Origin of the sequence: Rhodococcus sp. OK519 (assembly GCF_003051005.1) — a bacterium.
Lineage (GTDB): Bacteria > Actinomycetota > Actinomycetes > Mycobacteriales > Mycobacteriaceae > Prescottella.
The window spans coordinates 1,316,746-1,340,716 of sequence record NZ_QAOW01000001.1 but is presented as its reverse complement, the minus strand read 5'-3'; the positions used below and the strand labels follow the sequence as shown (position 1 = coordinate 1,340,716).

The following is a 23,971-nucleotide window of genomic DNA, read 5'->3' as shown; positions in this document are numbered from 1 at the left end:
TAGTTCAGAGCTGCGTCGCTGCGCGAGAGGCAGCGAGTGGCGCCCGGCGGGCGGACCGGAAGTTCACCCTCGGATTCATCCATTCGTTCGTCGGCACGTGACCCACAACACTCGGACCCCGGCGCTCCGCACCCGTCGCCCTCACGCAGCGGGCGCCCGCCCAGTGTGTCGTCGGCCACTGCGCTGCAGGGGATCCGACGCGATACGACGCGATGCGAGTTCTCCCGGGCTACTCCGCCAGAAGCCGGGTGGCCCGAGACGATTCTCGTCTCGGGCCACCCGGTCAATCATCAGCGATCATCACAGATCTGTGACATCACCTTCCCCAGCCTTGCGCCGGCGCAGTGCCACCAGCAGCACACCACCCGCGGCGGCCAGCAGTACCAGTCCGCCGGCGACGAGGCCGGCGTTCAATCCACCGTCGCCGTCGGCCCCCAGACCGGAATCGATGAGACCGCCCTTCGGATTCGACGCCTGGTTGTCGGCATCGGTACCGGGGCTCTCCCCCGACGGGCTACCCTCACCGACCGGGCTTTCGGCTGCCGGCGGGGTGCCCGGCACAGCGGCCGGATCGCCGCCCGAACCGGTCGAGCCCGTCGAACCGAGCGAGCCCGCCAGCAGACCCGGGATGATCGGGATGATGATCAGACCCGGGAAGGTCGACTTGTCCGGCGTCACCGTCTCGTTCGACGGCTCCGACACCACGTCGTCACCCTTCGGGTTCGTTCCGGTCGCGGTCGCGACGTTGTCGATCCGACCCGCCTTGACGTCGGCACGCGTCACGACATACGTCGCGGTGCAGGCCACCGAGTCCTTCGGCGCCAGCGACTTCGCACCGTCGGGGCACGCGATCGCGGACATCGTGCCGGTGCCCGTGAAGTCGCCCTCGTTCACCGTGACGTCCTTCAGGGTCACGTCACCGACGTTGGTGATGACGAAGCGGTAGGTGACCTCCTGACCCAGCTTCACCTTCTCGCGCGGGTTCGCCTTCTTCACGATGCTGATGCCCGGGTGCGGATGGCCCGGCAGCGACACCTGGGACTCCGGCGACTCGATCGGTTCCTTGCCCGGCGGTGTGCCGATCGCGGTCGCGACGTTGTCGAGCTTGCCGGCATCGATGTCGGCCTGCGTCAGCGTGTACGTCGCCGTGCAGTTCACCGCGTCGTTGGGCGCCAGCGAGCCGGCCCCGTCCTCACAGATCGGATCGGACATCGGCCCGGATCCGTTGAACGACTTCTCGTTCGGACGGACATCGGTGAGCGTGACGTCACCGGTGTTCGTGATGACGAACGAATAGGTGATCTCCTTGCCCAGCGTGAACTCCGACGAGTCGGAGATCGATGCGGTCTTCACGATCGACAGGTCCGGATTCGGGGTGCCCTCGATACCGCCGTCCGACGGCGGGGACTCGATCGGCGTCTCGGTTCCCGGGGGCGTGCCGGTCGCGGTCGCGGTGTTGTCCACCTTGCCGGCGTCGACATCCGCCTGCGTCAACTCGTACAGCGCGGTGCAGGTCACCTGCGCACCCGGCGCCAGCGACTTCGCAGCATCCGGGCACGTGAGGTCGGTGATCTTGCCGGTGCCGGAGAAGTCGCTCTCCTTGATCCACACGTTCGCCATCGTGACATTGCCCGTGTTGGTGACCGCGAAGGAGTACTTCACCTTCGCGCCGGCCTTGAAGCCGTCCAGGCTCGTCAGCGACGCCGACTTGACGACCTCCAGCTGAGGCACCTGCTTACCGGTGACATCGACGTCCGACGGATCGGATTCGATCGGCGTTCCCGACGGCGGAGTACCCGTCGCCGTTGCGGTGTTCTCCACCGTGCCGATGTTCATGTCGTCGACCGTGAACTTGTAGGTGGCCTCGCAGGTCACCGACTTGCCGGGATCGAGCGACTCTGCGTCGCCGGGGCACGTGATCGCGGACAGCGTTCCCTTGCCGGAGAACTCGTTCTCCTTGACGCCGACGTCCTTCAGGGTCTGATCACCGGTGTTCGTGATCGTGAACTTGTAGGTGACCGTGTCGTCCACCTGCACGTTCTCCCGCGGTTCCGCGGTCTTCTCCAGTGTCAGACCCGACTTCGGGTCACCGGCCAGGTTCTCCTCGTCCTGCGGGGACTCGATCGGATCCTCGGTCCCCGGCGGCGTGCCCGTCGCGGTCGCAACGTTGTCGAGCTTGCCGGCGTTGATGTCCGTCTGCGTCAGCTCGTACGTCGCGGTGCACGACACCTTGGCGCCCGGCGCCATGGACTTCGCAGCATCCGGGCAGGACACGTCGGAGAGCTCACCACTTCCCGAGAACGCACCCTCGACGACCTTGACGTTCGTCAGGGTCTGGTTGCCCGTGTTGGTGATGTCGAAGGTGTAGGTGACCTTCTGTCCGACCTTGAAGTCCGAGACACCCTTGGGTGAGGCGGTCTTGACGATCTCGAGGTTCGGCTTCTGGTTGCCCGTCAGCTTCGCGTCGTCCTCGTCGGACGTGACAGGCTCACCCGACGGCGGCGTGCCCGTCGCCGTCGCGGCGTTGTCGAGCTTGCCCCGGTCCACGTCCGCCTGGTCGAGCTTGTAGGTGGCGGTGCATGTCACGGAGGCGTTGGGCGCCAACGACTTCGCAGCATCAGGGCAGTTGAATGCCGAGATCCTGCTGCTCTCGCCGGTGAATGCGGTTTCGTTCGGACGCACGTCCTTCAGCGTCACGTTGCCCGTGTTGGTGATCGTGAAGCTGTAGGTAACGGTCTCGTCCACCGCAAACTTGTCCGGATCCGTCGGCGACACCGACTTCTCCAGGGCAATCGCGGGCTTCGGCTCGCCCGAGAGCGTCTTGTCCGACGGCTTCGACGTGACCGGCCCACCCGACGGCGGGTTGCCCGTCGCGGTAGCGGTGTTCTCGAGCTTGCCGGCATCGATATCGGCCTGCGTCAGCGTGTACTTCGCCGTGCAGGTCACCGAGGCTGCCGGCGCCAGCGACGCCGCGCCTGCCGGGCAGTCGAACGCCGACATGTCGCCCGAACCCGAGAAGTTGGTCTCGTTCGGATGCACGCCGGTGAGTGTGACGTCGCCGGTGTTCTTGATCAGGAACGAGTACGAGATCTGCTGGCCCACATTGTAATCCGCGGTGGTCGACGGCGATGCGTCCTTCACCAGGGAGAGCGACTTGGCGGGACTGCCCTCGACGATCTCCTTGCCCGGCGGGGAGACGATCGGCGTATCGGTGCCCGGCGGCGTGCCCGTCGCGGTCGCGGTGTTCTCGATCTTCCCGTTGTCGATGTCCTTCTGCGTCAGCGTGTACTCCGCGGTGCACGTGACCGAGGACTTCGGCGCGAGGGACTTGGACGTATCGGGGCACTCGACCGCGGACAGCGGGCCGACGCCCGTGAACGTTCCCTCGTTCACCCCAACGTTCCTCAGCGTCACGTCACCGGTGTTGGTGACCTTGAAGCTGTACTTGATCGTCTGACCGAGCTTGTAACTCTCGGCAGCCTTGGGAGACGCGGTCTTCTCGATCGTGATGCCGGGCGTAGCCGGGCCTCCGACGAGGTTTGCGGGAGACTCGTTCGAGTTCACCGGCTTGCCGCCCGGATCGTTTCCGGTCGCGGTCGCGGTGTTGTCGAGCTTGCCGAGGTCGATGTCCTCCTGCTGGAGGACGTATGTCGCAGTACACGTCACGGATGCCTTGGCCGCCAACGACTTCGCACCATCAGGGCAGGTGAAGTCGCTCATATCCGCCTTGCCGGAGAACGACTTCTCGACCGGCTTGACGTCCTTGAGCGTCACATCGCCCGTGTTGGTCATCTTGAAGCTGTAGGTGATCGTCTTACCGACCTCGAAATCCGCGGCCGTGTTCGGCGCGGCCGACTTCTCCAGCGCCAGACCGGACTTCAGCGAGCCGTTGGTGAAGGTACAGGCAACGCTCGCGCCACCCTTCGTACTCGGGAGTTTCACCTTGCCGGACGCGCCTACGCCGCCGACCAGCTTTGCGTTTGTCTTGGCATCCACACACTGCCAGCTGACGGTGTAGTTCGCGAGATCAGCACCGTTCTTCGCCGTCTCCTTGATGGTGTATTCGGTCCCGGGGAGACCCAGGAGCGGCCCCACCTTGACCGACTGGACGCCGGTGGCGTTGCCCGTGGTCGTTGCCGTATTTCCGGTGTCGACTCCGCCGCCGGTGATCTCGAGCAGGAACTGGTCACCGTCCGCGACACGGCCCGCGGGAAGGTCCTTGCGCAATTCGATCGTGTACGGATCACTGCACGAGCCCAGGTCGTACATTCCGATGCTGTCCATGGTCTTGACGGCCTTACCGGTCGTCGGATCGACCTTGATGAAACCGTTTTTACCGGACGTGCGACCGACGTACAGGTAGCCGTCGGAACCGAAAGCGATCGAGGTCGCGCTGGCGAACGCCGACGACTTGCCAGTGATCGCACCAGCAGTGACCGTGGAACCCGCGTTGATCGGACCGGGCACCGAATACACCAGGCCCTCACCATTACCAGAGGACACGATGTACATGTTGCCGGCCGCGTCGAACGCGATGTCTCCGTTGGTGCCAGGCCGCGACGTAGTGACATTCACCTTCACGTCGCCGGCCACGACCGCATTGGTGCTCGGGTTGTAGACGCCGTACTTGAATCCACCGTTGTCGACGTATCCGCCGAAGTAATACAAGCCGTTCTTCGGGTTCACGGCACCGTGATACGTCTCGTATCCGCTCGGACGGTTTGTCGCCGAGGTCGCACCGGTGCTCGCGTCGTACTTGTAGATCTTGTTCGAGTCCGTGTACACCGCATAGGCCCCACCAGCGCCGATACCCAACTGATTGGGATTCTGGGTCGAGAGATTGAAGTCCTTCGTAGCCGTACCGGTCGCCGGATCGATCAGGTATGCATTGGAGTCACCATTGTTGACTGCGTAGAGCGCATCGCAACTCAGGTTGCCCGCGGCAGCCGCGACCCCCGCTCCGACCGTAGCGGTAGATACCGTAGCCGTGGCGGCCAACATTGCCATGACCACAGTTCGGATGACGCCCTTGCGCAGGGCGCCGCCTAACCTCACCATTTGAGGCCCTTCTTATGGGACGCCCGGCCGGATACGGCTACGAGCGTTGGATGATGTGGACAATCACCCCGACGCGGAACATACAAGCACAATCGGAAATGCAAGTCCTGCGCCCTGCACGGCCGGCTCCGAGACTTCACCCCATCATTCACCTCGGTTGAACACTCTGCGCACCAACGGTATTGGATCTCCATTAACCCTCAGGGTGAAAGGGCAGGGTGATAGTGAAATGTTCAACGATTTCACCCACAGATTCATCCCTTTGGACGACGGTCCAAACCCGCTGCGCACCAAACTGATTCATTTGAACGCGGCCCACACCCCTCGATTCGCCCGCAGGAAGCTCGTACGGCCCTGTGACACATGATCATTCCCGATACCGATGTGGCCTGTGGGAACAAACACGAAAGGCCGGCTCGATGGGGATCGAGCCGGCCTGTGGGGGTGTTTCCAGGGTTCAGCGGCGACCGAGCATGCGCGCCACGAGAATTGCGGCGATCAGGAGCACGACCGAGGTCACGCCGGCGGCGATGTGCATGCCATCGACGAACGCGGCCTGCGCCCCGTCGACGAATGCTTCGGCCTGGGCAGCCGGCAGGCCCTTCGACACCTCGACGGCACCACCGAGCGTGCCCTGCGCAATGTGCGCCTGGTCAGCATCGAGAGCGGTGACGTCGAGTCCGCGGCGGAAGATCGCGAGCACGACACTGCCGAGAATCGCGACACCCAGCGCCACGCCGAGCTCGTAGGCGGTCTCCGACACGGCCGACGCGGCGCCCGCGCGTTCCGGTTCCACCGAACTGACCACCAGGTCCGACGTCAGCGTCAGCGCGACGCCGATGCCCGCACCGGCGAGGACGAACCCGATCACGAAGGCCTGCGGCCCGCTGTCCTGCTGCAGCGCGATCATCGCCGCGGCGCCGAAGGCCGCGATCACCAGCCCGACGCTCAGCACACGATTCGGCGCCCAGCGGCGCACCAGCCAGGCCGCGGCCAACGACGCGAACGCACTGACCAGCGTGCCCGGCAGCATCAGCAACCCAGCCTCGAGCGGCCGGTAGCCGAGCACCAACTGCAGGTACTGCGACCCGAAGAACAGCACCCCGGCGAGCGCGAAGATCGACAGCAGGTTCGTGAGGACGGCCGTCGAGAAGGCGGGTCGCGCGAACAGCGCCAGATCGATCATCGGGTCGTCGAGCTTGCGCTGCCGGCGCACGAATGCCCAGCCCGCGGCGAAGCCGACGACGCCGATCCCGGTGAGCACCCAACTCGGTCCGTGGACCGCCGTCTCCTTGACCGCGTACACCATCGGCACCATTGCCAGCATCGACAATCCGGCGCTGACCAGGTCGAACCGGCCCGGCCTCGGGTCCTTCGACTCGGGGATCACGAGCGGACCGAGCGCGATGAGACCGATCATCACCGGAATGTTGATGAGGAACACAGAGCCCCACCAGAAGTGCTCGAGCAGCCAACCACCGACCAGCGGCCCGGCGGCCGCACCACCACCGGCCATCGCACCCCACACGCCGATGGCAGTGGTGCGCTGACGCGGGTTCACGAACATCGTGCGAATCAGGCCGAGGGTCGCCGGCATCAGCGTCGCGCCCGACACACCCTGCAGCACACGGGCCGCGATCAGCATCTCCGGACTCCCGGACCACGCCGCGACCAACGACGCCACGCCGAACCCGGCCGCGCCGATCAGCAACAGGCGTCGACGCCCGATGCGGTCACCGAGGGTACCCATCGTGACCAGCAGGCCTGCCAGCACGAACGAATAGACGTCGATGATCCACAGCAACTGCGTGCCGCTCGGTTCCAGATCCTCGCTGATGAACGGCAGCGCAAGGTCGAGGACCGTCGCGTCCACAGAGATGAGCAGGACCGCGAAGGCGAGCACGACCAGCCCGAGCCAGTCCTTCCGACCGGCGGTCACGTCGTGCGGATCCCGCACCGTGCTCACAGACATGCTTCCACTCCCACGAACGATTGGATGAACGAGACCGACCGGAGGGTTAACCGTCCAGCCGGTACAGTAACGTCAGCCTAGCAGCCCACCGTCCAGCCGGTACAGTGATTTTCATGGCATCCGACACCCGCGATCGCATCCTCGACTCCCTCGAGCGCCTCCTGCTCGAGCAGGGACTCGCGCATGTGACGCTCGAAGCGGTGGCCGCGGACGCCGGAGTCTCCAAGGGCGGCCTGCTCTACCACTTCCCCAGCAAAGAGGTACTACTCGCGGGGATGGTGCGACGACTCGGCGAGCGCTCCGACCAGCAACTGGCCGACGCCGTCGCCAGCGGCCGAACCGTGTCCGAAATCTATCTGCAGTACCCGCCCGTAGAGTCGGCCGACGAGATGACGCTCTACCGCTCGATGCTTGCCGCGATGCGCAGCGCCGACGGCCAGCACGACGAAGTGCAACAGTCGGTCGCCGACGTCATGCGGTCGTGGGACGACGGCCTGCTCGCCGAGATCGACGATCCGGTTCAGGCCGAGATCGTCCGGCTCGTCGGCGACGGCATCTACCTCGCCGCCCTGCTCGGACTCCCGCAAACCGATCCGGACCTGCACCGCCGGGTCGTGAACCGATTGCTCGGCACCGACCCGGCGGACGGCCAAACCCCCGCTACGTGAGGTAGCGGTACGCCGGGGAGCCCGGCTCGAGCTGCTCGACGACGATCCGCGAGGTGCGCATCCGATCGAGCAGATCCGACAGCCCCTCGGCCGTACCGAGCTCGATGCCCACCAGCGCGGCACCGGTCTCGCGGTTGTTTCGCTTGACGTACTCGAACAGCGTGATGTCGTCGTCCGGGCCGAGCACCTCGTCGAGGAAGCGGCGTAGCGCGCCCGGCTCCTGCGGGAAGTCGACGAGGAAATAGTGCTTGAGTCCCAGATGGACCAACGACCGCTCGAGGATCTCCCCGTAGCGAGAGACGTCGTTGTTGCCCCCCGAGATCAGGCACACGACAGTGCTCCCCGGCGCGATGTCGAGCTGGCCGAGCGCCGTCACCGACAGCGCACCGGCGGGCTCGGCGATGATGCCCTCGTTCTGGTACAGCTGCAGCATCGCGGTGCAGATCGCGCCCTCGTCGACCTGCGTCATCGCGAACCGCTCCGGACCTTGCCCCGTCCGTGTACCGGTCACCAACGGCAACGATGCGTGCGAGACGACACTCGCGCCGAGCGCCGACACCACGGCGTACGGCAGGTCGCCGACCCGCTTGACGGCCGCGCCGTCGACGAAAGGATCGACGTCGGGCAGTGTGACCGGCCCGCCTGCCACCAGGGCCGCGGTCATCGACGCCGCGCCGGCCGGTTCCACGCCGACGATCGTCGTCTCGGGTGCACGTTCGTGCAGGTAGGTGGCGATGCCGGCGATGCAGCCGCCGCCACCGACCGGGACGACGACGCTGTCCGGCGTCTCCCCCAACTGTTCGAGGATCTCGGCGGCGATGGTGCCCTGGCCCGCGGCGGTGCGCGCGTCGTCGAACGGCGGCACCATCGTGGCGCCGGTGCGCTCGACGTCCGCGGCCGCGGCCGCCGCCGCGGCGTCGTACGTCTCGCCGGTCGGGATCAGTTCGACGAAGCCGCCGCCGTGCACCATGATCCGGTCGCGCTTCTGCTTCGGTGTGTTCGCCGGAACGTAGATGCGCCCGGTGATCTCCATCGCCCGGCACGCGAACGCGACGCCCTGCGCGTGGTTGCCGGCGCTGGCCGCCACGACGCCGGCCGCACGCTCGGCATCGCTGAGTTGCATGATCAGGTTGTAGGCGCCGCGCAGCTTGTAGGAGCGGACCACCTGCAGGTCCTCGCGCTTGAGGTAGACCCGGGCACCGGTGAGGGCGGAGAGTCGCTCGCTGAACTGCAGCGGCGTCGCATCGATAATGTGCGCAATTCGCTCCGCAGCGGCGTCGATCTCGTCCGCGGTGAGCGCGGGCGAGGTTACCTTCGGTTCTGCGAGTTCCGGCGAATTAGACACCCATGCATTTTCCCACTACAGGCGGGCGTCCGCGCAACCGCCCCGCCATTGCGCGGACTCGGTCAGCCGCGCGGCGAGAACTGCGACGGCCGCGGTACGTTCCGCAGATTCGACCGGGCCATCTGAACCGCCTCTGCTGCACCGCCGTTCATCACCATCTTCGACATCGCCAGCGCGAAACCACGAACCTGCTCGCCCGTGATCGCAGGCGGTAGCGACAGCGCGTTGGGGTCGGTGACGATGTCGACGAGGGCCGGCCCGTCGTGCTCGAAGGCCGCTCGGAGACCCGACTCGACGTCGGCAGGATCCTCGATCCGTCGAGAAAAGATCCCCAAAGTCGCTGCGAGAGCGGCATAGTCGACAGACGGGACATCCACTCCGAAATCGGGCAGACCGTCGACCAGCATTTCGAGCTTGACCATGCCGAGTGTCGAATTGTCGAACACCACGATCTTCACCGGCAACTTGTACATCGCGACGGTGATCAGCTCACCCAACAGCATCGACAACCCGCCGTCACCCGCCATCGCGACCACCTGCCGCCCGGGTTCGGCGATCTGCGCGCCGATCGCGTGGGGCAGGGCGTTCGCCATCGACCCGTGCAGGGCGGACGACAGGAACCTGCGGCGGCCGTTGGGTTCGAGATAGCGCGCGGTCCAGACATTGCACATGCCGGTGTCGGCCGTGAAGATGGCGTCGTCGGCGGCGAGTCCGTCGAGGAGCGATGCCGCGTACTCGGGGTGAATGGGCGTCCGCTGCTTCACCGACTCGGCGTAGGCCCCGACCACCTGCGTCATCAGCTTCTCGTGCCGGTCCAGGGTCTTCTCGAGGAACTTGCGGTTCGTCTTGCGTTCGACGAGGGGCGTCAGGGCTCGCAGGACGGATCGTGCGTCACCGTGCACGGGAAGGTCGACGCCGGTCCGCCGGCCGAGCGTCTCGGCCGCCGCGTCGATCTGCGCGGTGCGGACGTCGTCGGGCAGGAACTGGTCGTACGGGAAGTCGGTGCCGACGAGAACTAGTAGGTCGGCGTCGTGGATGCCGTCGTGCGCGGCGCCGTAGCCGAGCAGGCCCGTCATGCCGACGTCGAACGGATTGTCGTACTGGATCCACTCCTTGCCGCGCAATGTGTGACCGATGGGCGCACCGATGGTGTCGGCGAGCGCGAGCAACTCCTCACGGGCATCGCGGACACCGGCGCCTGCGAAGATCGCGACGGCCGAGGCCTCGTTGATCGCGTCGGCGAGCGCGCGCACGTCCTCCTCCGCCGCAACGAGGGCCGGCGCACCCGTGCGCGCCAGTGGCGGCGGAGTGCCCTGCGACGGTTCCTCGGCGACATCACCGGGCAGGGTGATGACGGCGACTCCCGACTTCGCGATCGCGTGCTGCATCGCACTCTGGACAACCCTCGCCGACTGCGCCGGCGAACTGATCATCTCGGTGTAGCGCGAACATTCGACGAACAGTCGATCCGGGTGGGTCTCCTGGAAATACCCCATGCCGATCTGGGCGCTGGGAATGTGGGAGGCGATCGCGAGCACCGGCGCGCCGGAGCGATTCGCGTCGTACAGGCCGTTGATCAGATGCAGATTGCCCGGCCCACATGATCCGGCGCACACCGCCAGTTTGCCGGTGATCTGCGCCTCGGCCGCGGCCGCGAACGCGGCTGCCTCCTCGTGCCGGACGTGGATCCAGTCGATGCCGCCGTCCGCCGACCCGCCGGTCCGCCGGACGGCATCGACCACGGGATTGAGGCTGTCTCCCACGATGCCGTAGATGCGCTGCACGCCCGCATCCACCAGTTGGGAAACAAGTTGATCTGCAACAGTTCTCGCCGCCATGACGGCCTCCGTCCGAGTAGTCCGGATCCCATCCCCTGCTTTCGCAGGCTACCGGGATCCGGGCCTCTCGGCTGGGGGACGACGATTACCCCCGAGAACTACGACCGGCCACTACTCCTGGGCGGTGAGGACGAACAGCGGGATCTCGCGATCGGTCTTGGTCTGGTACTTGGCGTAGTCGGGCCACGCCTCCACTGCGCGTTCCCACCAGACGGCCTTTTCCTCGCCGGTGACCTCGCGCGCCGTCATGTCCTTCTTGACCGGCCCGTCCTGCAGTTCGACGTGCGGGTCCGCAACGATGTTGTAGTACCAGACCGGATTCTTCGGAGCGCCGCCGAGTGACGCGACCACCGCGTACTCGCCGTCGTGCTCGACGCGCATGAGCGGCGTCTTGCGAAGCTTGCCGGACTTGGCACCCTTCGTCGTCAGGATGATGACGGCCTTGCCCTCCATCATCGTTCCCTCGGTACCGCCGGAGCGCTCGTAGAGGTCGACCTGGTCCGCGGCCCAGGATGCGGGGCTGGGTTCGTATTCACCGGTGAGAGGCATGCCCTCAAGTCAACACCCTGCACATGATCTTGACCACCCGATCGCCCGGACGGCGGAATTTTCCGAGGTTCGACGGAAATTGTTAGTTGGACCGAACTTGTCGATCACGGTAGTCTGAACACATCGAGAGGACAGGCCGAACAAGGCGCGAGACGAGGTGCACCGTATGACCGCCGCACTCCCCCGGCACACCCGTGTCGCCCACGCTCGCACCACCGTCGACCTGGCCGGCACAGCCTGGCCGCTCTACAAGATCGAAGCGCTCGCCGCCGGAGCCGTCGCGTTCCTTTTGGTGCTCCTCGTGACGCAGGCGCTGCAGCCCGCGGTGTTGATCGCCGCCGGCGTCGCGGTCGTCGTGTGGTGGGCGCGTCGTCTCGTACTCGCGCACCGGGCAGCGCCGCCCACGCACTGACGCAACCGGGCTCCGCTGCGCCCCGGCCAGTTGTTGTGGGGGAAGTGGCTGGCCGCATGGGTCGCGTCGCTGGCGTTCCTCGCCGCGGCCGTACCGGCACTGGTGTGGGCGGTGCTCAGTGGCGGCGTCCAGGTCGCGAGCCTGCCGGTGTTCGTTCTCATGGTGGCGCTCGAACTCGCCCTGATGTGCGCGATCGGCATCGGCATCTCTGCCCGCTCGCACCGCCCCCTGTTCGCGGTCACCGCGACGTACCTCCTGGTGGCGGCGTTCACGGTCGGGACGCCGATCGCCTTCGGTCTCGGTTCGGCGATGACACGCGAGGATATTCGCGTGCCCAGTGTCGTGGGCTGGACGCCCGACGGAGACGACGGACGCTATATGTGCAGCGAGACCGAGACCACGTCCCGCACCGTCCTGCACACCGAACGAACCGCCTGGATGCTCGCGGCGAATCCCTTCGTCATCGTGTCCGATGCCGTTCCCAAGTCATCCGATACGTTCGGCGACTTCGGCGTGATGGGCTCGATCAGTTCGAGCGTGCGCGACGCACAACGCGGCGGCCTCGAGAATGTGCCCTGCCTGACCGGCGAGAGCGCGCCGACAACACGACCGGGGCCGATCTGGCCACTCGGCGTAGGCATCCAGGCCGTAGTGGCCGCCGCCGCGCTGGCGGCCGGCCGCCGGCGACTCCGCACCCCGATCGGGAAACTTCCCTCCGGCATGCGCGTGGCGTGACCTCGGATCGGTTCGATCGGCGCGAACCGATCCGAGCACCTACGCTCAGGCGATGCGCTCGCTCCGGTTGTTCGCACCCCTGGTCGCCATCGGAGCTTCGTTCGCGCTCCTGCCCCCCGCTCACGCCGCAGCCGACGGCCCGGTGGCCGCCGCCGCTTGCGGAACGGCATTGAGCGCGAACGAGATCGAGAGTATCGCCGGGCTGAGCGATACATCCACGTTGCCGGGGTCCGGGCTCGCCCGGCTCGAGGCCGCGATCGAGCGACATCGCCGGATCACGGACGTCCTCGTCGCGCACCGGGACTGGCGGGGTCTGTTCTCGGTCGGACTGAATGCCGTCGAGCACGAGGCCGTCCTGCCCCTGCAGCGCGATCCCGCGGCGCTTCCGGATCGAACCTGGTCCCCCACGATCAGCTACGACCTCCTGGCGCGCTATTTGCGCAATCTCCACGCCGAGTTCACAGGCGCACCGGCCGATCCCGGGTGGGCCCACTACTTCGCACTGGCACGGCAGTGCACGGCGAGTCCCGCCCGCGTCGCAATGGCCGGCTACAACGCGCACCTCACCGTCGATCTGGCACACGCGGTCGACACCAGCGGCACCCGGACCGAGAACGTCCCCGACTTCTACCGGATCGTCGACTCGATTGCCGTCAAGGGTGAATCGATCGTGACCCTGACCAGGGACGTGTACGACGCCGATCTCGGTCCACTGTGGCGGTTCTACTTCTTGGGCGAAGGACTCGACCGGTTGGCCGGCAACGACCAGCCGTCACAGAGCATGCTCCGCGCCGCCGACAGCGCCTACAACACCATCACGCTGGCAAACGGATTCGCCCTCCAGAATCCACAGATCCGACCGACCGCCGAACAAGAGATGGACGGCCTCTGGCGGGCGACGGACGGCGCGCTGCAGACACTGTCCGACCTCGGCGGGCTCTGACCCCTGCAATGGCAAAGGTCGGCGGGCACCGCACCGCTGCGGCAGCGGCGTGTGTCAGCCCGCGAGACAGCTGGGCCCGAGCAGCGCCTTGAGATCACCCATGAGTGACGACGACGGCTCCACCCGGAGCATCTCGTCGACCTTCCACAGCGACGTTCCGCGCGCGCCGATGAGCTTGACGTGCACGTCGGCCGTTCCGGGATGACGGGAGAGGACCTGCTTGAGCGCGCCGAGCTTCTCCTTGGTGCACTGCCTGACCGGGAGACTCACCGCGACCGGCTTGGCCACACCGATCGCCGAAAGATCCGGCACCGCAAGATCGTTGGCGATGAGGGACACTCGGTCGTCGCGAACCGAGACCCGCGCCTTGACCAGCACCACCGAGTCTTCGACCACGTCCATGCCGTACACCGAGTACGCCTGCGGGAAGAACAGCACCTCGATGCCACCCGAGAGGTCCTCGAGCTGCGCCGAGGCCCAGGTCAGGCCGTTCTTGTTGATGCGGCGGTTCACCGAGGCAAGGATGCCACCGATCGTGACCTGGGTGCCGTCCTTGATGTCGCCCTCGAGGATCGTGGGAATGGACGTGTCGGACTGCGCCGCGAGCACGTGCTCGATGCCGTTGAGCGGATGGCCCGAGACGTAGAGGCCGAGCATCTCGCGCTCGAGCGCCAACCGGTGCTTGGTGTCCCACTCCTCGTCGGGAATCTTCACGTTGAACACGGACGCCACGGACTCGTCCGCGTCATCGCCGCCGAACAGGTCGAACTGACCCATTGCCTCGGCCTTCTTGGTGCCCATCACCGCGTCGATCGCGTCGGCGTGCACCAGCATCAGGCCCTTGCGCGGGTGTTCGAGCGAATCGAATCCGCCTGCCTTGATGAGGGATTCGGTGACCTTCTTCGAGCACGCCAGCGCATCGATCTTGCCGAGGTAGTCGGAGAAGTCCGTGAACTTCGACTTCTCCGCCCGCGCCTTGATGATCGACGCCACCACGTTGGCGCCGACGTTGCGCACCGCGCCGAGCCCGAACCGGATGTCCTCGCCCACCGAGGCGAAGTTCAACTCGGACTCGTTGACGTCCGGCGGGAGCACCGTGATGCCCATCTTCCGGCAGTCCGACAGGTACACCGCGGCCTTGTCCTTGTCGTCGCCGACGGAGGTGAGCAGGCCGGCCATGTACTCGGCCGGGTAGTTGGCCTTGAGATACGCGGTCCAGAACGAGACGAGGCCGTAGCCGGCGGCGTGCGACTTGTTGAACGCGTAGCCGGCGAACGGGAGGATGGTGTCCCACAGCGCCTTGATGGCGGGCTCGGAGAACTCGTTCTTCAGCATGCCGTCGCGGAAACCGGCGTAGGCCTCCTCGAGCACCGAGAGCTTCTTCTTACCCATGGCTCGACGGAGGATGTCGGCCTGTCCCAGCGAGTAGCCGGCCACCTTCTGAGCGATCTGCATGATCTGCTCCTGGTAGACGATCAGGCCGAAGGTGTCCTTGAGGATCTCCTTGAGCGGCTCCTCGAGCTCCGGGTGGATCGGCTTGACGTCCTGCCGGCCGTTCTTGCGGTCCGCGTAGTCGTTGTGCGCATTCATGCCCATCGGACCGGGGCGGTACAGCGCCAGCACGGCGACGATGTCCTCGAAGCCGGTGGGCTGCATGCGCCGCAGCAGGTCCCGCATTGCGCTGCCGTCGAGCTGGAAGACACCGAGAGTGTCACCGCGCGCGAGCAACTCGTACGTGGCCGGGTCCTCGATCGGCAACGTGTCGAGGTCGATGTCGATCCCGCGGTTGGCCTTGATGTTCTCGATCGCGTCACCGATGACGGTGAGGTTGCGCAGACCGAGGAAGTCCATCTTGAGCAGGCCGATGGCCTCGCACGACGGGTAGTCCCAGCCGGTGATGATCGCGCCGTCCTGCGCGCGCTTCCACACCGGGATCGCGTCGGTGAGCGGCTCGGACGACATGATGACCGCGCAGGCGTGGACGCCGGCGTTGCGGATCAGGCCCTCGAGGCCCTTTGCGGTCTGGTAGATCTTCGCGACGTCCGGGTTGGAGTCGATGAGCGCCCGGACCTCGGCGGCCTCCTTGTACCGCTCGTGCTCGGGGTCGGTAATACCCGACACCGAGATGTCCTTCGCCATGATCGGCGGCGGCAGGGCCTTGGTGATCTGGTCGGCGATCGCGAAACCGGGCTGCCCGAACTGGACTCGCGCGGAGTCCTTGATGGCGGCCTTGGTCTTGATGGTGCCGAACGTGATGACCTGGGCGACCTTGTCGCTGCCCCACTTGTCGGTGGCGTAGCGCACCATCTCGCCGCGGCGGCGATCGTCGAAGTCGATATCGATATCGGGCATCGACACGCGCTCGGGGTTGAGGAACCGCTCGAACAGCAGGCCGTGCGGGATGGGGTCGATGTTGGTGATGCCCATCGCGTACGCGACGAGGGAACCGGCCGCCGAGCCTCGACCCGGTCCGACGCGGATACCGACGTCCCGGGCGTGGTTGATGAGGTCACCGACGACGAGGAAGTAGGCCGGGAAGCCCATCTCGTTGATGACGCCGATCTCGTAGTCGGCGCGCGCGAGGTATTCCTGCGGCGGGCCGTCGGGGAAGCGCCGATCGAGACCGCGCAGCACCTCGTGCCGCAGGAACGTCTGCTGCGTGTGACCGTCGGGCACCGGGAAGATCGGCATCCGGTCGTGGTGCGCCCACACGTCGTCGTACGACTGCACGCGCTCACCGATGAGGATCGAGCTGTCACACGCCCCGGGGACCTCCGCGTCCCAGATGGCGCGCATCTCGTCGGCCGACTTGAGGTAGTAGCCGTCACCGTCGAACTTGAATCGGGTGGGGTCCGAGAGCGTCTTGCCGGTCTGGATACACAACAGCGCCTCGTGGTTCTCGGCGGCGTCCTTGGTGACGTAGTGGCAGTCGTTGGTGGCGAGCGGCGGGATGTCGAGCTGCTTACCGATGTCGAGCAGCCCCTCGCGGACCCGGCGCTCGATCGAGAGGCCGTGATCCATCAGCTCGAGAAAGAAGTTGTCCTTGCCCCAGATCTCCTGCCACTTCGCGGCGGCCTCGAGGGCCTCCCGATCATGGCCGAGCCGGAGCCGGGTCTGGATCTCGCCGGACGGGCATCCGGTGGTGGCGATGATGCCCTCGTGGTGCGTGGCGATGAGCTCCTCGTCCATGCGCGGCCACTTGCCGAGCTGCCCCTCGATGGAGGCGAGCGACGACAGCTTGAACAGATTCCGAAGGCCCGTGGCGTTCTCGGCGACCATCGTCATGTGGGTGTAGGCACCGCTACCGGAGACGTCGTCGGACTTCTGGCTGCGATCGCCCCACAGCACGCGCTTGGTGTTGAAGCGGGACTCGGGCGCGACGTACGCCTCGATGCCGATGATCGGCTTGATGCCGTGCTTCTTGGCGACGTTGTAGAACTCGCTGGCGCCATACATGTTGCCGTGGTCGGTCATGCCGACCGCGGTCATGCCCAGGCGCTCGGCCTCCTTGAACAACGGGCCGACCTTTGCCGCACCGTCGAGCATCGAGTACTCGGTGTGATTGTGCAGGTGAACGAACGAGTCAGCCACGCGCGCCTCTCTGTATTTCGGCCCGATGCGCGAGCACCGGCGGGTTCATCGGCCCTGAGTGAGCCCCACGAGTCTAGGCCCTCGCACCGACGGTCCCGCCGAGCCGCGACCGCTCCCGTCGCGCGCGACGTGCACGAACCAGGGCGTCGGTGGTGAACACCACGAGCGCGACCCAGATGAGGGCGAATCCGATCCACCGGGACGGGGGCATGACCTCGTGCATGACGACCACTCCCCACACCATCTGCAGTGCCGGCGTGAGGTATTGGAGCAGGCCGAGCGTCGTCAGCGGGATGCGCTGCGCGGCCAGCCCGAACAGCAGCAGCGGCGCGGCGGTGACGGGCCCGGCCAACATCAGCAGCAGACTGTGGCCGGCGCCGTTCCCGAAGAAGGACCCGGTCCCGGCGACCGCCACCGTTACCAGGTAGACGACGGCGAACGGTGCCGCCACGATGCCCTCGGCAGTGAGGCTGGTGCGTGGATCGAGCGGCACCACCTTCTTGACGAGGCCGTACAGCGCGAACGACAACGCGAGTGTGAGGGCGACCACCGGGGGACGGCCGTAGTCGACGGTGATGATCACGACGGCGATCGCTGCCAGGCCCAACGCCACGATCTGCGCGGGCCTGATCCGCTCACGGAAGATCACTACGCCCATCAGGACACTGACGAGTGGATTGATGAAGTACCCGAGCGCGGCCTCGACGACGTTGCCGGAAACCACCGCGTAGATGTATGTACCCCAGTTGATCGCGATCGCGACGGTCGCGACCGTCACCAACCCCCACGTCCTCGCCGACAGCCCGCGCAGAGAGCCCAGCTTTCCGAGCACCAGGAGAACCCCGAGCATCAGCAGGACGGTCCACACCATGCGGTGGGCCAGCACCTCGAGTGATCCTGCGGGGTCGAGGAGGCCGAAGAAGATCGGGAACATGCCCCAGATCAGGTACGCACCGAACCCGGCCAGCAGTCCGGTGGAATCCTCGGTTCGAACCCGTTGTGTCACGTTCTCCGACGATAGCCCCCGGGCTACTGTGACTCGGCACGGCACCGGCGCGGATTCCGGGCCCACGGACACGCAGGAGAGTGCCCGAGTGACGACCACTACGAATCCCGACGACACCCGCCGGAAGCAACCCGGCGGCCACCCCTGGCGGAGACGCTCCGCCTGGACTGCAGGTGTCATCCTTGCCGTCGTCGTCGGCGCAATCGTCGGGTTCGTGACCAGCCCCTGGCCGGGCTCGATGATCGTGCGCTTCGTCTTCGACAAGAGCGCGCAGAAGACGACGGAGGCGCTCGGTAAGCATGCCCCCGACGGCGTCACCTCGATCTCCGATCAGCAATATCGGGCAGGCGACGACGACGCCTACCTCGACGTGTACTTCCCGGAGGGCCTGACCGGGACCACCGGCACCCTGCCCACCGTGATCTGGACGCACGGCGGCGCATGGATCTCGGGGCACCGCACCAACTACGCGCCGTACTACCAGTTGATCGCCGACGCGGGATTCACCGTCGTCGCGCTCGACTACTCCGTCGGCCCCGAGCACACGTACCCGACCGCTATCGGACAACTCCGCGACGCCCACACCTACGTCCTCGCGAACGCCGAACGTCTGCACATCGATCCGAGCCGCATCGTTCTGGCCGGCGACTCCGCCGGAGCGCAGTTGTCGAGCCAACTCGCGACCATCGCCACCAACCCCGATTACGCCCGCGCGGTCGGGATCGAGACCGCCCTGCGTCCGGAGCAGCTCCGTGGTGTGGTGCTCAACTGCGGCATCTACGACGTTCCCAACATGGTCGGCGGACCCGGCATCATCGGCTGGGGCACGACCGAGTCGATCTGGGCGTACACCGGCACCAAGGACATCGCCAACTCGGAGGCGGTGGCGCAGATGTCGACACTGCACCACGTCACCGAACAGTTCCCACCCACCTACATCTCCGGCGGCAACGCGGACCCGCTCACGGAGAAGCAGTCGAAAATTCTCGCGTCCAAGCTGACCGGACTCGGTGTGGAGGTGACCACACTCTTCTACCCCGACGACCACGAGCCGCCACTGGCGCACGAGTACCAATTCGACCTCGACCACGCCGACGGTATGAACGCACTCGCGCAGACGATCGAGTTCCTACGCAAGCAGACGGCGGATATTCGGTGACCTAGCTGATCCGACGGAACGCGCGTGCGCTTGCGCTTCGGTCATGATCACGTCACCCCACCGAGTGGGACGCGGCACTTCCGGAGACCTTCGCAGCGGTCCATCTCACGTCAGATCAGCTTGCGAACCCGAAGATCTGGTTGAGGATCCCGACGGAGCCCGTTTCCGGCAGTTCGGGTGTGACCATGCCCGGGGTGATCGTGATGCTCACGTGCAACGTGGCAGGGTTGCCGACACCATTCGATGCAGTCAACGTGAAGGCGTAATCACCTGCCGCAGTAGGTGTCCCGGACAACACGCCAGCAGCACTCACAGCGAGCCCATCCGGCAACTCACCAGCGACGACGGAGACGTCGGGCACCGGGTTACCGGTGGTGAAAAACGTACGGTCCACTGCAGTCCCGACAGTCCCCACCAACGACACCGGAGCAGTATCGGCGAACGCGGGCGCCACCGGCGCCGGCACGATCGAGATACTCACCTGCAGGCTGGCCGGACTACCGACACCATTCGCTGCGCTCAGCGTGACGGTGTGAGCACCCGCAGCAGTAGGTGTCCCGGACAACACGCCAGCAGCACTCACCGCAAGCCCATCCGGCAATACACCACTGGTGACGGTAACGGCGGGCGCCGGGAACCCGGTAGTCGTGAACGAGCGACTGAGGCTGGTGCCGACAGTCCCCGTCAACAGAACGGGCGACACATCGGCGAACGCGGGCGCCACCGGCGCCGGCACGATCGAGATACTCACCTGCAGGCTGGCCGGACTACCGACACCATTCGCTGCGCTCAGCGTGACGGTGTGAGCACCCGCAGCAGTCGGCGTTCCGGACAACACACCAGCAGCACTCACCGCAAGCCCATCCGGCAATACACCACTGGTGACGGTAACGGCGGGCGCCGGGAACCCGGAAGTCGGGAACGAGCGACTCAGGCCAGTGCCGACAGTTCCCGTCAACAGGACGGCCGACACATCGGTGAACGCCGGTGCCGCCGGTGCCGCCGGTGCCGGCACGATCGAGATATTCACCTGCAAAGTCGCGGTCCCACTGCTGCTGGTAGCGGTAAGCGTGACAGGAAACGTCCCCGCAACAGTCGGCACCCCGGACAGGACACCCGCCGCAGAAAGCACAAGCCCGCCAGGCAACGGACCCGACGTCACAGCAGGCGCCGGGAACCCGGAGGTCGGGAACGTGCGACTGAGGCTGGTGCCGACAGTCCCCGTCAATGTGACGGGCGTGGCGTCGTTGAACATGGGAGGGTAGTACCCACCGCCACCTCCGCCGCCACCACAGTCGGAGTTGGCCACTGGGGCGGTCGCGAAGCCACGCAAGCCGTCGGGGCTGGTCGCACCCTCTTGCTGCTCCATCCCGCCGGGAACAATGGCACGGTTGCAGTAGTCGCCAGCCGCCTCGAAACTCGGCTGCGTGCCGACTGTGGCAGCAGCGGGTCTGGTAGCTGCGGTACCAGTCGTGGCACCCAGGACCAGGGCGACAGCGAGCGCCGTAGCACCGACCGATACGACGGCGCGGGCCCCACTCAAGAGCGCTTGTCGCCGTGCGGTGACTGTCATAGGTGGGCTTCCTTCGGGACGCGGTCCGCACCTGCGAAGGGTGCGTAGCGGCCACGAGTCGGCAACCACCACCCGGGAACGTATCGGATATCCGCTCTGCAAGTAAGGGTTTGGCGTGGCCATTACAGGACATTGCCCCATTGTGGCCACAAACGCCCCTGGCCACTACATGCCTACGTGAACCTCTGATCTGTGGCGTCGGTTCACGTTGGCCCGATCACACGAAGCTGAACTCTCCACGCACCGAACCTGTTGTGGGTCAACGAAACAGCCGAAGGATCATCTGTGAGCGGACACCGGGCCACACAGCGCGGTCACCGCGTAACCCAGCGCGGCCTGGTGCAACCCGTCGAGTTGTTGCGCAACAGCGACGCTGACAGCAGCCGACGCCAGCATCGGCACGCAGTCGGGCGCGGCCAGCGTCGATCGCTGCTCCCCTATCCGGGACACGATCTCGACGTTGAGCGAGTCGAGCACCGGCCGGACCGCCGCCAGATCAGGGCGCTGCGCCGGGGCCGCCGAAGGGACGGTTTGCCAGAAGAGGAACAGGCCGCGCTGGACGGCCTTGTTCGCATCGATCTGCGTTCGGAAGATCTGCTCGATGCGGGCGGGGTCGAGCTGTTCGTCGTCGGCTGCTGCCGTCGCTGCCCGGTAGACCTGCCCCTCACGCTCCGGATCGTCGATCGCCTTCCCGGTCCCCCATTTGGCGGCCGCCACCCGATCGGCGGTGGACAGCCGCTGCGATATCGCCAGGACGAGTGGCTCGAGTCCTCCCGCGACGCGCGCCGGTTCGGCGTGTGCGGTCCCCGGCATCGCCGAGGCCAGCGCCACCACCGTCACCGCAACCGCAAGCTTCATCGACATGACGGCGATTGTGTCACTGCAACGGCGGAACCGGGCCGTCATCGGGCCCGGGGCCGACCACCGTCGACTGTTCCGGCAACAGCGGGCTCACGGCGAACGCACCTGCCACGGCGTCGGAGGGAAGCGCCTCGACGGCGCGGACTCCCGGTGCCTCGACGAGCCCGCGGAGCTGATCGAGTGACCCGCGGACGACTGCGCCGACGACGCACGCACAACCGCCTGACAACTGGGCGGCCGAATAGCCCATGATCTGCGACTGCCGGTCACCGCCACCGACGGCCGCCGACAGCCGGGCCGACGCCACCGCAGACGCCCGTTCGGTGGCAGCCGGATCGGCGCCGACACCGACGGCGACGATCGGTGTCTGCACGCGCTCGATCGGAACCTTGAACAGCACCTGCGCGATCCGTAGATCGCCCGCCACCGCGACCAGTCCGGACGCCGTCGTCGGTGCGTCGAGCGCCAAGAGCGCCCAGTGCTCGACACCGGCGGCCGGGTCGTCGCCCCTGCCGACCTGCAGCGAGATCCCCGCCCGGTCCAGGTACTCGGAGACCTGCTCGCCCGAGTCCGGACCCAGCCGGTCGGTCGAGACACGCGCCGGCGCTACCGGGTTCATCACACCCAGGACCAGGACGGTGGCCGCCAACGCGACCGCAGCGGCAACAGCCGGCCACCTCTGCGCGGTCATGTCACGTGCCCCGCAGGACTCCGAGCGCGTGCTGCAGATCCTTCGGGTAGTCGCTGGTGATCTCGACCCAGTGCCCGTCCGCCGGATGCGCGAACCCCAGCGACCGGGCATGCAACCACTGCCGCTCGAGACCGAGGCGCTCCGCCAGACGCGGATCTGCGCCGTACGTGAGGTCACCGCAGCACGGGTGCCGCAGCGCCGAGAAGTGCACGCGAATCTGGTGGGTGCGGCCAGTCTCGAGATGGACGTCGAGCAGGCTGGCCGCCTGGAACGCCTCGACGGTGTCGTAGTGCGTGACACTGGGCTTGCCGTCCGCCGTGACCGCGAACTTCCAGTCGTTGCTGCGGTGACGCCCGATGGGCGCGTCGATGGTGCCGCTGCTCGGGTCGGGGTGGCCCTGCACCAGCGCGTGGTAGCGCTTGTCGATGGTGCGCTCCTTGAACGCGCGCTTGAGCACGGTGTACGCGCGCTCGGACGTCGCGACGACCATGACACCGGACGTGCCGACGTCGAGTCGGTGCACGATGCCCTGGCGCTCGTGGGCGCCCGACGTCGAGATGCGGAACCCGGCGGCCGCGAGACCACCGATCACCGTCGGTCCGGTCCAGCCGACACTCGCGTGCGCTGCCACGCCGACCGGCTTGTCGACCGCGACGATGTCGTCGTCGGCGTAGAGGATCTCCATGCCCTCCACCGGTTCGGCCTCGATCGTCAGGGGGCGGGGCGGTTCGGGAAGCTCGACCTCGAGCCACATACCGGCGGAGAGCCGGTCGGACTTGCCGGCGGCGGCACCGTCGACGAGGACGCCACCCTCCTCGGTGAGCGTGGCCACCGCCGTCCGCGACAGACCGAGCAGACGGGCGAGGCCCGCATCCACCCGCATGCCGTCGAGCCCGTCGGGCACCGGCATCGAACGTGTCTCTCTCATTCCGCATCGCCCTTCCGCGAGACCGTGTCGCCACTGGGTTCGATGCCGAACAGCGTGAGCGCAACCAACAGGATGGCACCGCAGACGATCGACGAGTCCGCGACGTTGAAGACCGGCCACCAGCCGACCGAGACGAAGTCGACGACGTGACCCTGCAGCGGCCCCGGCGAGCGGAAGATCCGATCGATCAGGTTACCGAGCGCGCCACCGAGCACCAGACCGAGGCCCAGGGCCCACCACGGCGAACGCAACGTCCGTCCGATCCTGATGACACCGATCACGACGCCGACCGCCACGAGCGTCAGCAGCCAGGTCATTCCCGTTGCCATGGAGAACGCCGCGCCCGGGTTGCGGATGAGCGTCAGCGTCACCGTGTCGCCGATGATCCGGACTGGATCCTTGGGATCGATCAGCGCGACTGCCAGCACCTTCGTCAGCAGATCCAGCGCCAGCACGACAACCGCGATGACGACGAGCATCCGCATCCGCCGTGGGCGTGACGCTGCGGTGCCGCGGCCCGAATCGGCCGGCGGGCCGGATGCGTCGCCGGGGTCAGGCACAGGTGGTTCGGAAATCGGTTCACCTTTCACGGCGCTGTCGTCGCTCTCGGTGCGGTCGTCGCTCACCCCGCCATCATCCCTT

Annotated in this window: 17 protein-coding genes; 5 read left to right on the top strand and 12 right to left on the bottom strand. The window is 66.7% G+C overall.

From position 1 onward, the window contains the following. Nucleotides 1–300: 300 nt before the first annotated feature. Nucleotides 301–5,058 (bottom strand): DUF7507 domain-containing protein, encoded by a 4,758-nt coding sequence (locus C8K36_RS06285; RefSeq protein ID WP_107983477.1) that lies wholly within the window; start codon nucleotides 5,056–5,058, stop codon nucleotides 301–303. A 457-nt stretch (nucleotides 5,059–5,515) separates the two neighbouring features. Further along, nucleotides 5,516–7,030, bottom strand: coding sequence for an MFS transporter (locus tag C8K36_RS06280; protein ID WP_107983476.1), 1,515 nt, complete (start codon nucleotides 7,028–7,030; stop codon nucleotides 5,516–5,518). Nucleotides 7,031–7,143: 113 nt separating this feature from the next. On the opposite strand from C8K36_RS06280, the gene C8K36_RS06275 reads away from it, so the two are divergent. After that, nucleotides 7,144–7,698, top strand: coding sequence for a TetR/AcrR family transcriptional regulator (locus tag C8K36_RS06275; protein ID WP_107983475.1), 555 nt, complete (start codon nucleotides 7,144–7,146; stop codon nucleotides 7,696–7,698). Here the strand turns inward: C8K36_RS06275 and ilvA are convergent. From ilvA to C8K36_RS06260, 3 genes are all read right to left on the bottom strand, one after another. Continuing rightward, nucleotides 7,691–9,043 (bottom strand): threonine ammonia-lyase IlvA, encoded by a 1,353-nt coding sequence (ilvA, locus tag C8K36_RS06270; protein ID WP_107983474.1) that lies wholly within the window; start codon nucleotides 9,041–9,043, stop codon nucleotides 7,691–7,693. The genes C8K36_RS06275 and ilvA overlap by 8 nt on opposite strands. Nucleotides 9,044–9,105: 62 nt before the next feature. Next, a complete protein-coding gene (locus C8K36_RS06265) occupies nucleotides 9,106–10,881 on the bottom strand; it encodes a pyruvate dehydrogenase (protein WP_107983473.1) in 1,776 nt (591 codons plus the stop codon). 111 nt (nucleotides 10,882–10,992) lie between these two features. Beyond that, a complete protein-coding gene (locus C8K36_RS06260; RefSeq protein ID WP_107983472.1) occupies nucleotides 10,993–11,430 on the bottom strand; it encodes a nitroreductase family deazaflavin-dependent oxidoreductase in 438 nt (145 codons plus the stop codon). Between the two features lie 166 nt (nucleotides 11,431–11,596). Here C8K36_RS06260 and C8K36_RS06255 point away from each other — a divergent pair, with 166 nt between their 5' ends. The 3 genes from C8K36_RS06255 to C8K36_RS06245 are packed head-to-tail and all read left to right on the top strand — an operon-like array spanning nucleotide 11,597 to nucleotide 13,520. After that, a complete protein-coding gene (locus C8K36_RS06255) occupies nucleotides 11,597–11,842 on the top strand; it encodes a hypothetical protein (protein ID WP_107983471.1) in 246 nt (81 codons plus the stop codon). A 30-nt stretch (nucleotides 11,843–11,872) separates the two neighbouring features. Continuing rightward, nucleotides 11,873–12,577, top strand: a complete 705-nt coding sequence (locus C8K36_RS06250; protein ID WP_107983470.1) for a hypothetical protein — start codon at nucleotides 11,873–11,875, stop codon at nucleotides 12,575–12,577. A gap of 52 nt (nucleotides 12,578–12,629) precedes the next feature. Next, nucleotides 12,630–13,520: a DUF5995 family protein gene (locus tag C8K36_RS06245; RefSeq protein WP_107983469.1), complete on the top strand. Its 891-nt coding sequence runs from the start codon at nucleotides 12,630–12,632 to the stop codon at nucleotides 13,518–13,520. Nucleotides 13,521–13,574: 54 nt separating this feature from the next. Here the strand turns inward: C8K36_RS06245 and dnaE are convergent, their stop codons facing one another. Both dnaE and rarD read right to left on the bottom strand, forming a co-directional pair. Continuing rightward, nucleotides 13,575–17,111: a DNA polymerase III subunit alpha gene (dnaE, locus tag C8K36_RS06240; RefSeq protein WP_107983468.1), complete on the bottom strand. Its 3,537-nt coding sequence runs from the start codon at nucleotides 17,109–17,111 to the stop codon at nucleotides 13,575–13,577. A gap of 73 nt (nucleotides 17,112–17,184) precedes the next feature. After that, the gene (rarD, locus tag C8K36_RS06235) at nucleotides 17,185–18,117 is read right to left on the bottom strand and encodes an EamA family transporter RarD (RefSeq protein WP_107983467.1); all 933 of its coding nucleotides are present in this window, start codon (nucleotides 18,115–18,117) and stop codon (nucleotides 17,185–17,187) included. 88 nt (nucleotides 18,118–18,205) lie between these two features. Between rarD and C8K36_RS06230 the strand changes: the two genes are divergently transcribed. After that, the gene (locus tag C8K36_RS06230; RefSeq protein WP_258195142.1) at nucleotides 18,206–19,276 is read left to right on the top strand and encodes an alpha/beta hydrolase; all 1,071 of its coding nucleotides are present in this window, start codon (nucleotides 18,206–18,208) and stop codon (nucleotides 19,274–19,276) included. A gap of 115 nt (nucleotides 19,277–19,391) precedes the next feature. Here C8K36_RS06230 and C8K36_RS25390 read toward each other — a convergent pair whose 3' ends face one another. The 5 genes from C8K36_RS25390 to lspA form a co-directional block, all read right to left on the bottom strand. Continuing rightward, nucleotides 19,392–20,531: a putative Ig domain-containing protein gene (locus C8K36_RS25390; protein ID WP_420910848.1), complete on the bottom strand. Its 1,140-nt coding sequence runs from the start codon at nucleotides 20,529–20,531 to the stop codon at nucleotides 19,392–19,394. Nucleotides 20,532–21,128: 597 nt separating this feature from the next. Next, nucleotides 21,129–21,713 carry a chorismate mutase gene (locus C8K36_RS06225; RefSeq protein ID WP_181319380.1) on the bottom strand — a complete coding sequence of 195 codons (585 nt, stop codon included), beginning with the start codon at nucleotides 21,711–21,713 and terminating at the stop codon, nucleotides 21,129–21,131. A 13-nt stretch (nucleotides 21,714–21,726) separates the two neighbouring features. Continuing rightward, nucleotides 21,727–22,401 carry a hypothetical protein gene (locus C8K36_RS06220; RefSeq protein ID WP_107983465.1) on the bottom strand — a complete coding sequence of 225 codons (675 nt, stop codon included), beginning with the start codon at nucleotides 22,399–22,401 and terminating at the stop codon, nucleotides 21,727–21,729. 1 nt (nucleotide 22,402) lies between these two features. Continuing rightward, on the bottom strand, nucleotides 22,403–23,329 hold the full coding sequence (locus C8K36_RS06215) for an RluA family pseudouridine synthase (protein ID WP_107983464.1): 927 nt from the start codon (nucleotides 23,327–23,329) through the stop codon (nucleotides 22,403–22,405). Continuing rightward, complete coding sequence (gene lspA / locus C8K36_RS06210) at nucleotides 23,326–23,955, bottom strand: signal peptidase II (protein ID WP_107983463.1); 630 nt, start codon at nucleotides 23,953–23,955, stop codon at nucleotides 23,326–23,328. Before lspA ends, C8K36_RS06215 begins: the two co-directional genes overlap by 4 nt. Nucleotides 23,956–23,971 lie beyond the last annotated feature (16 nt).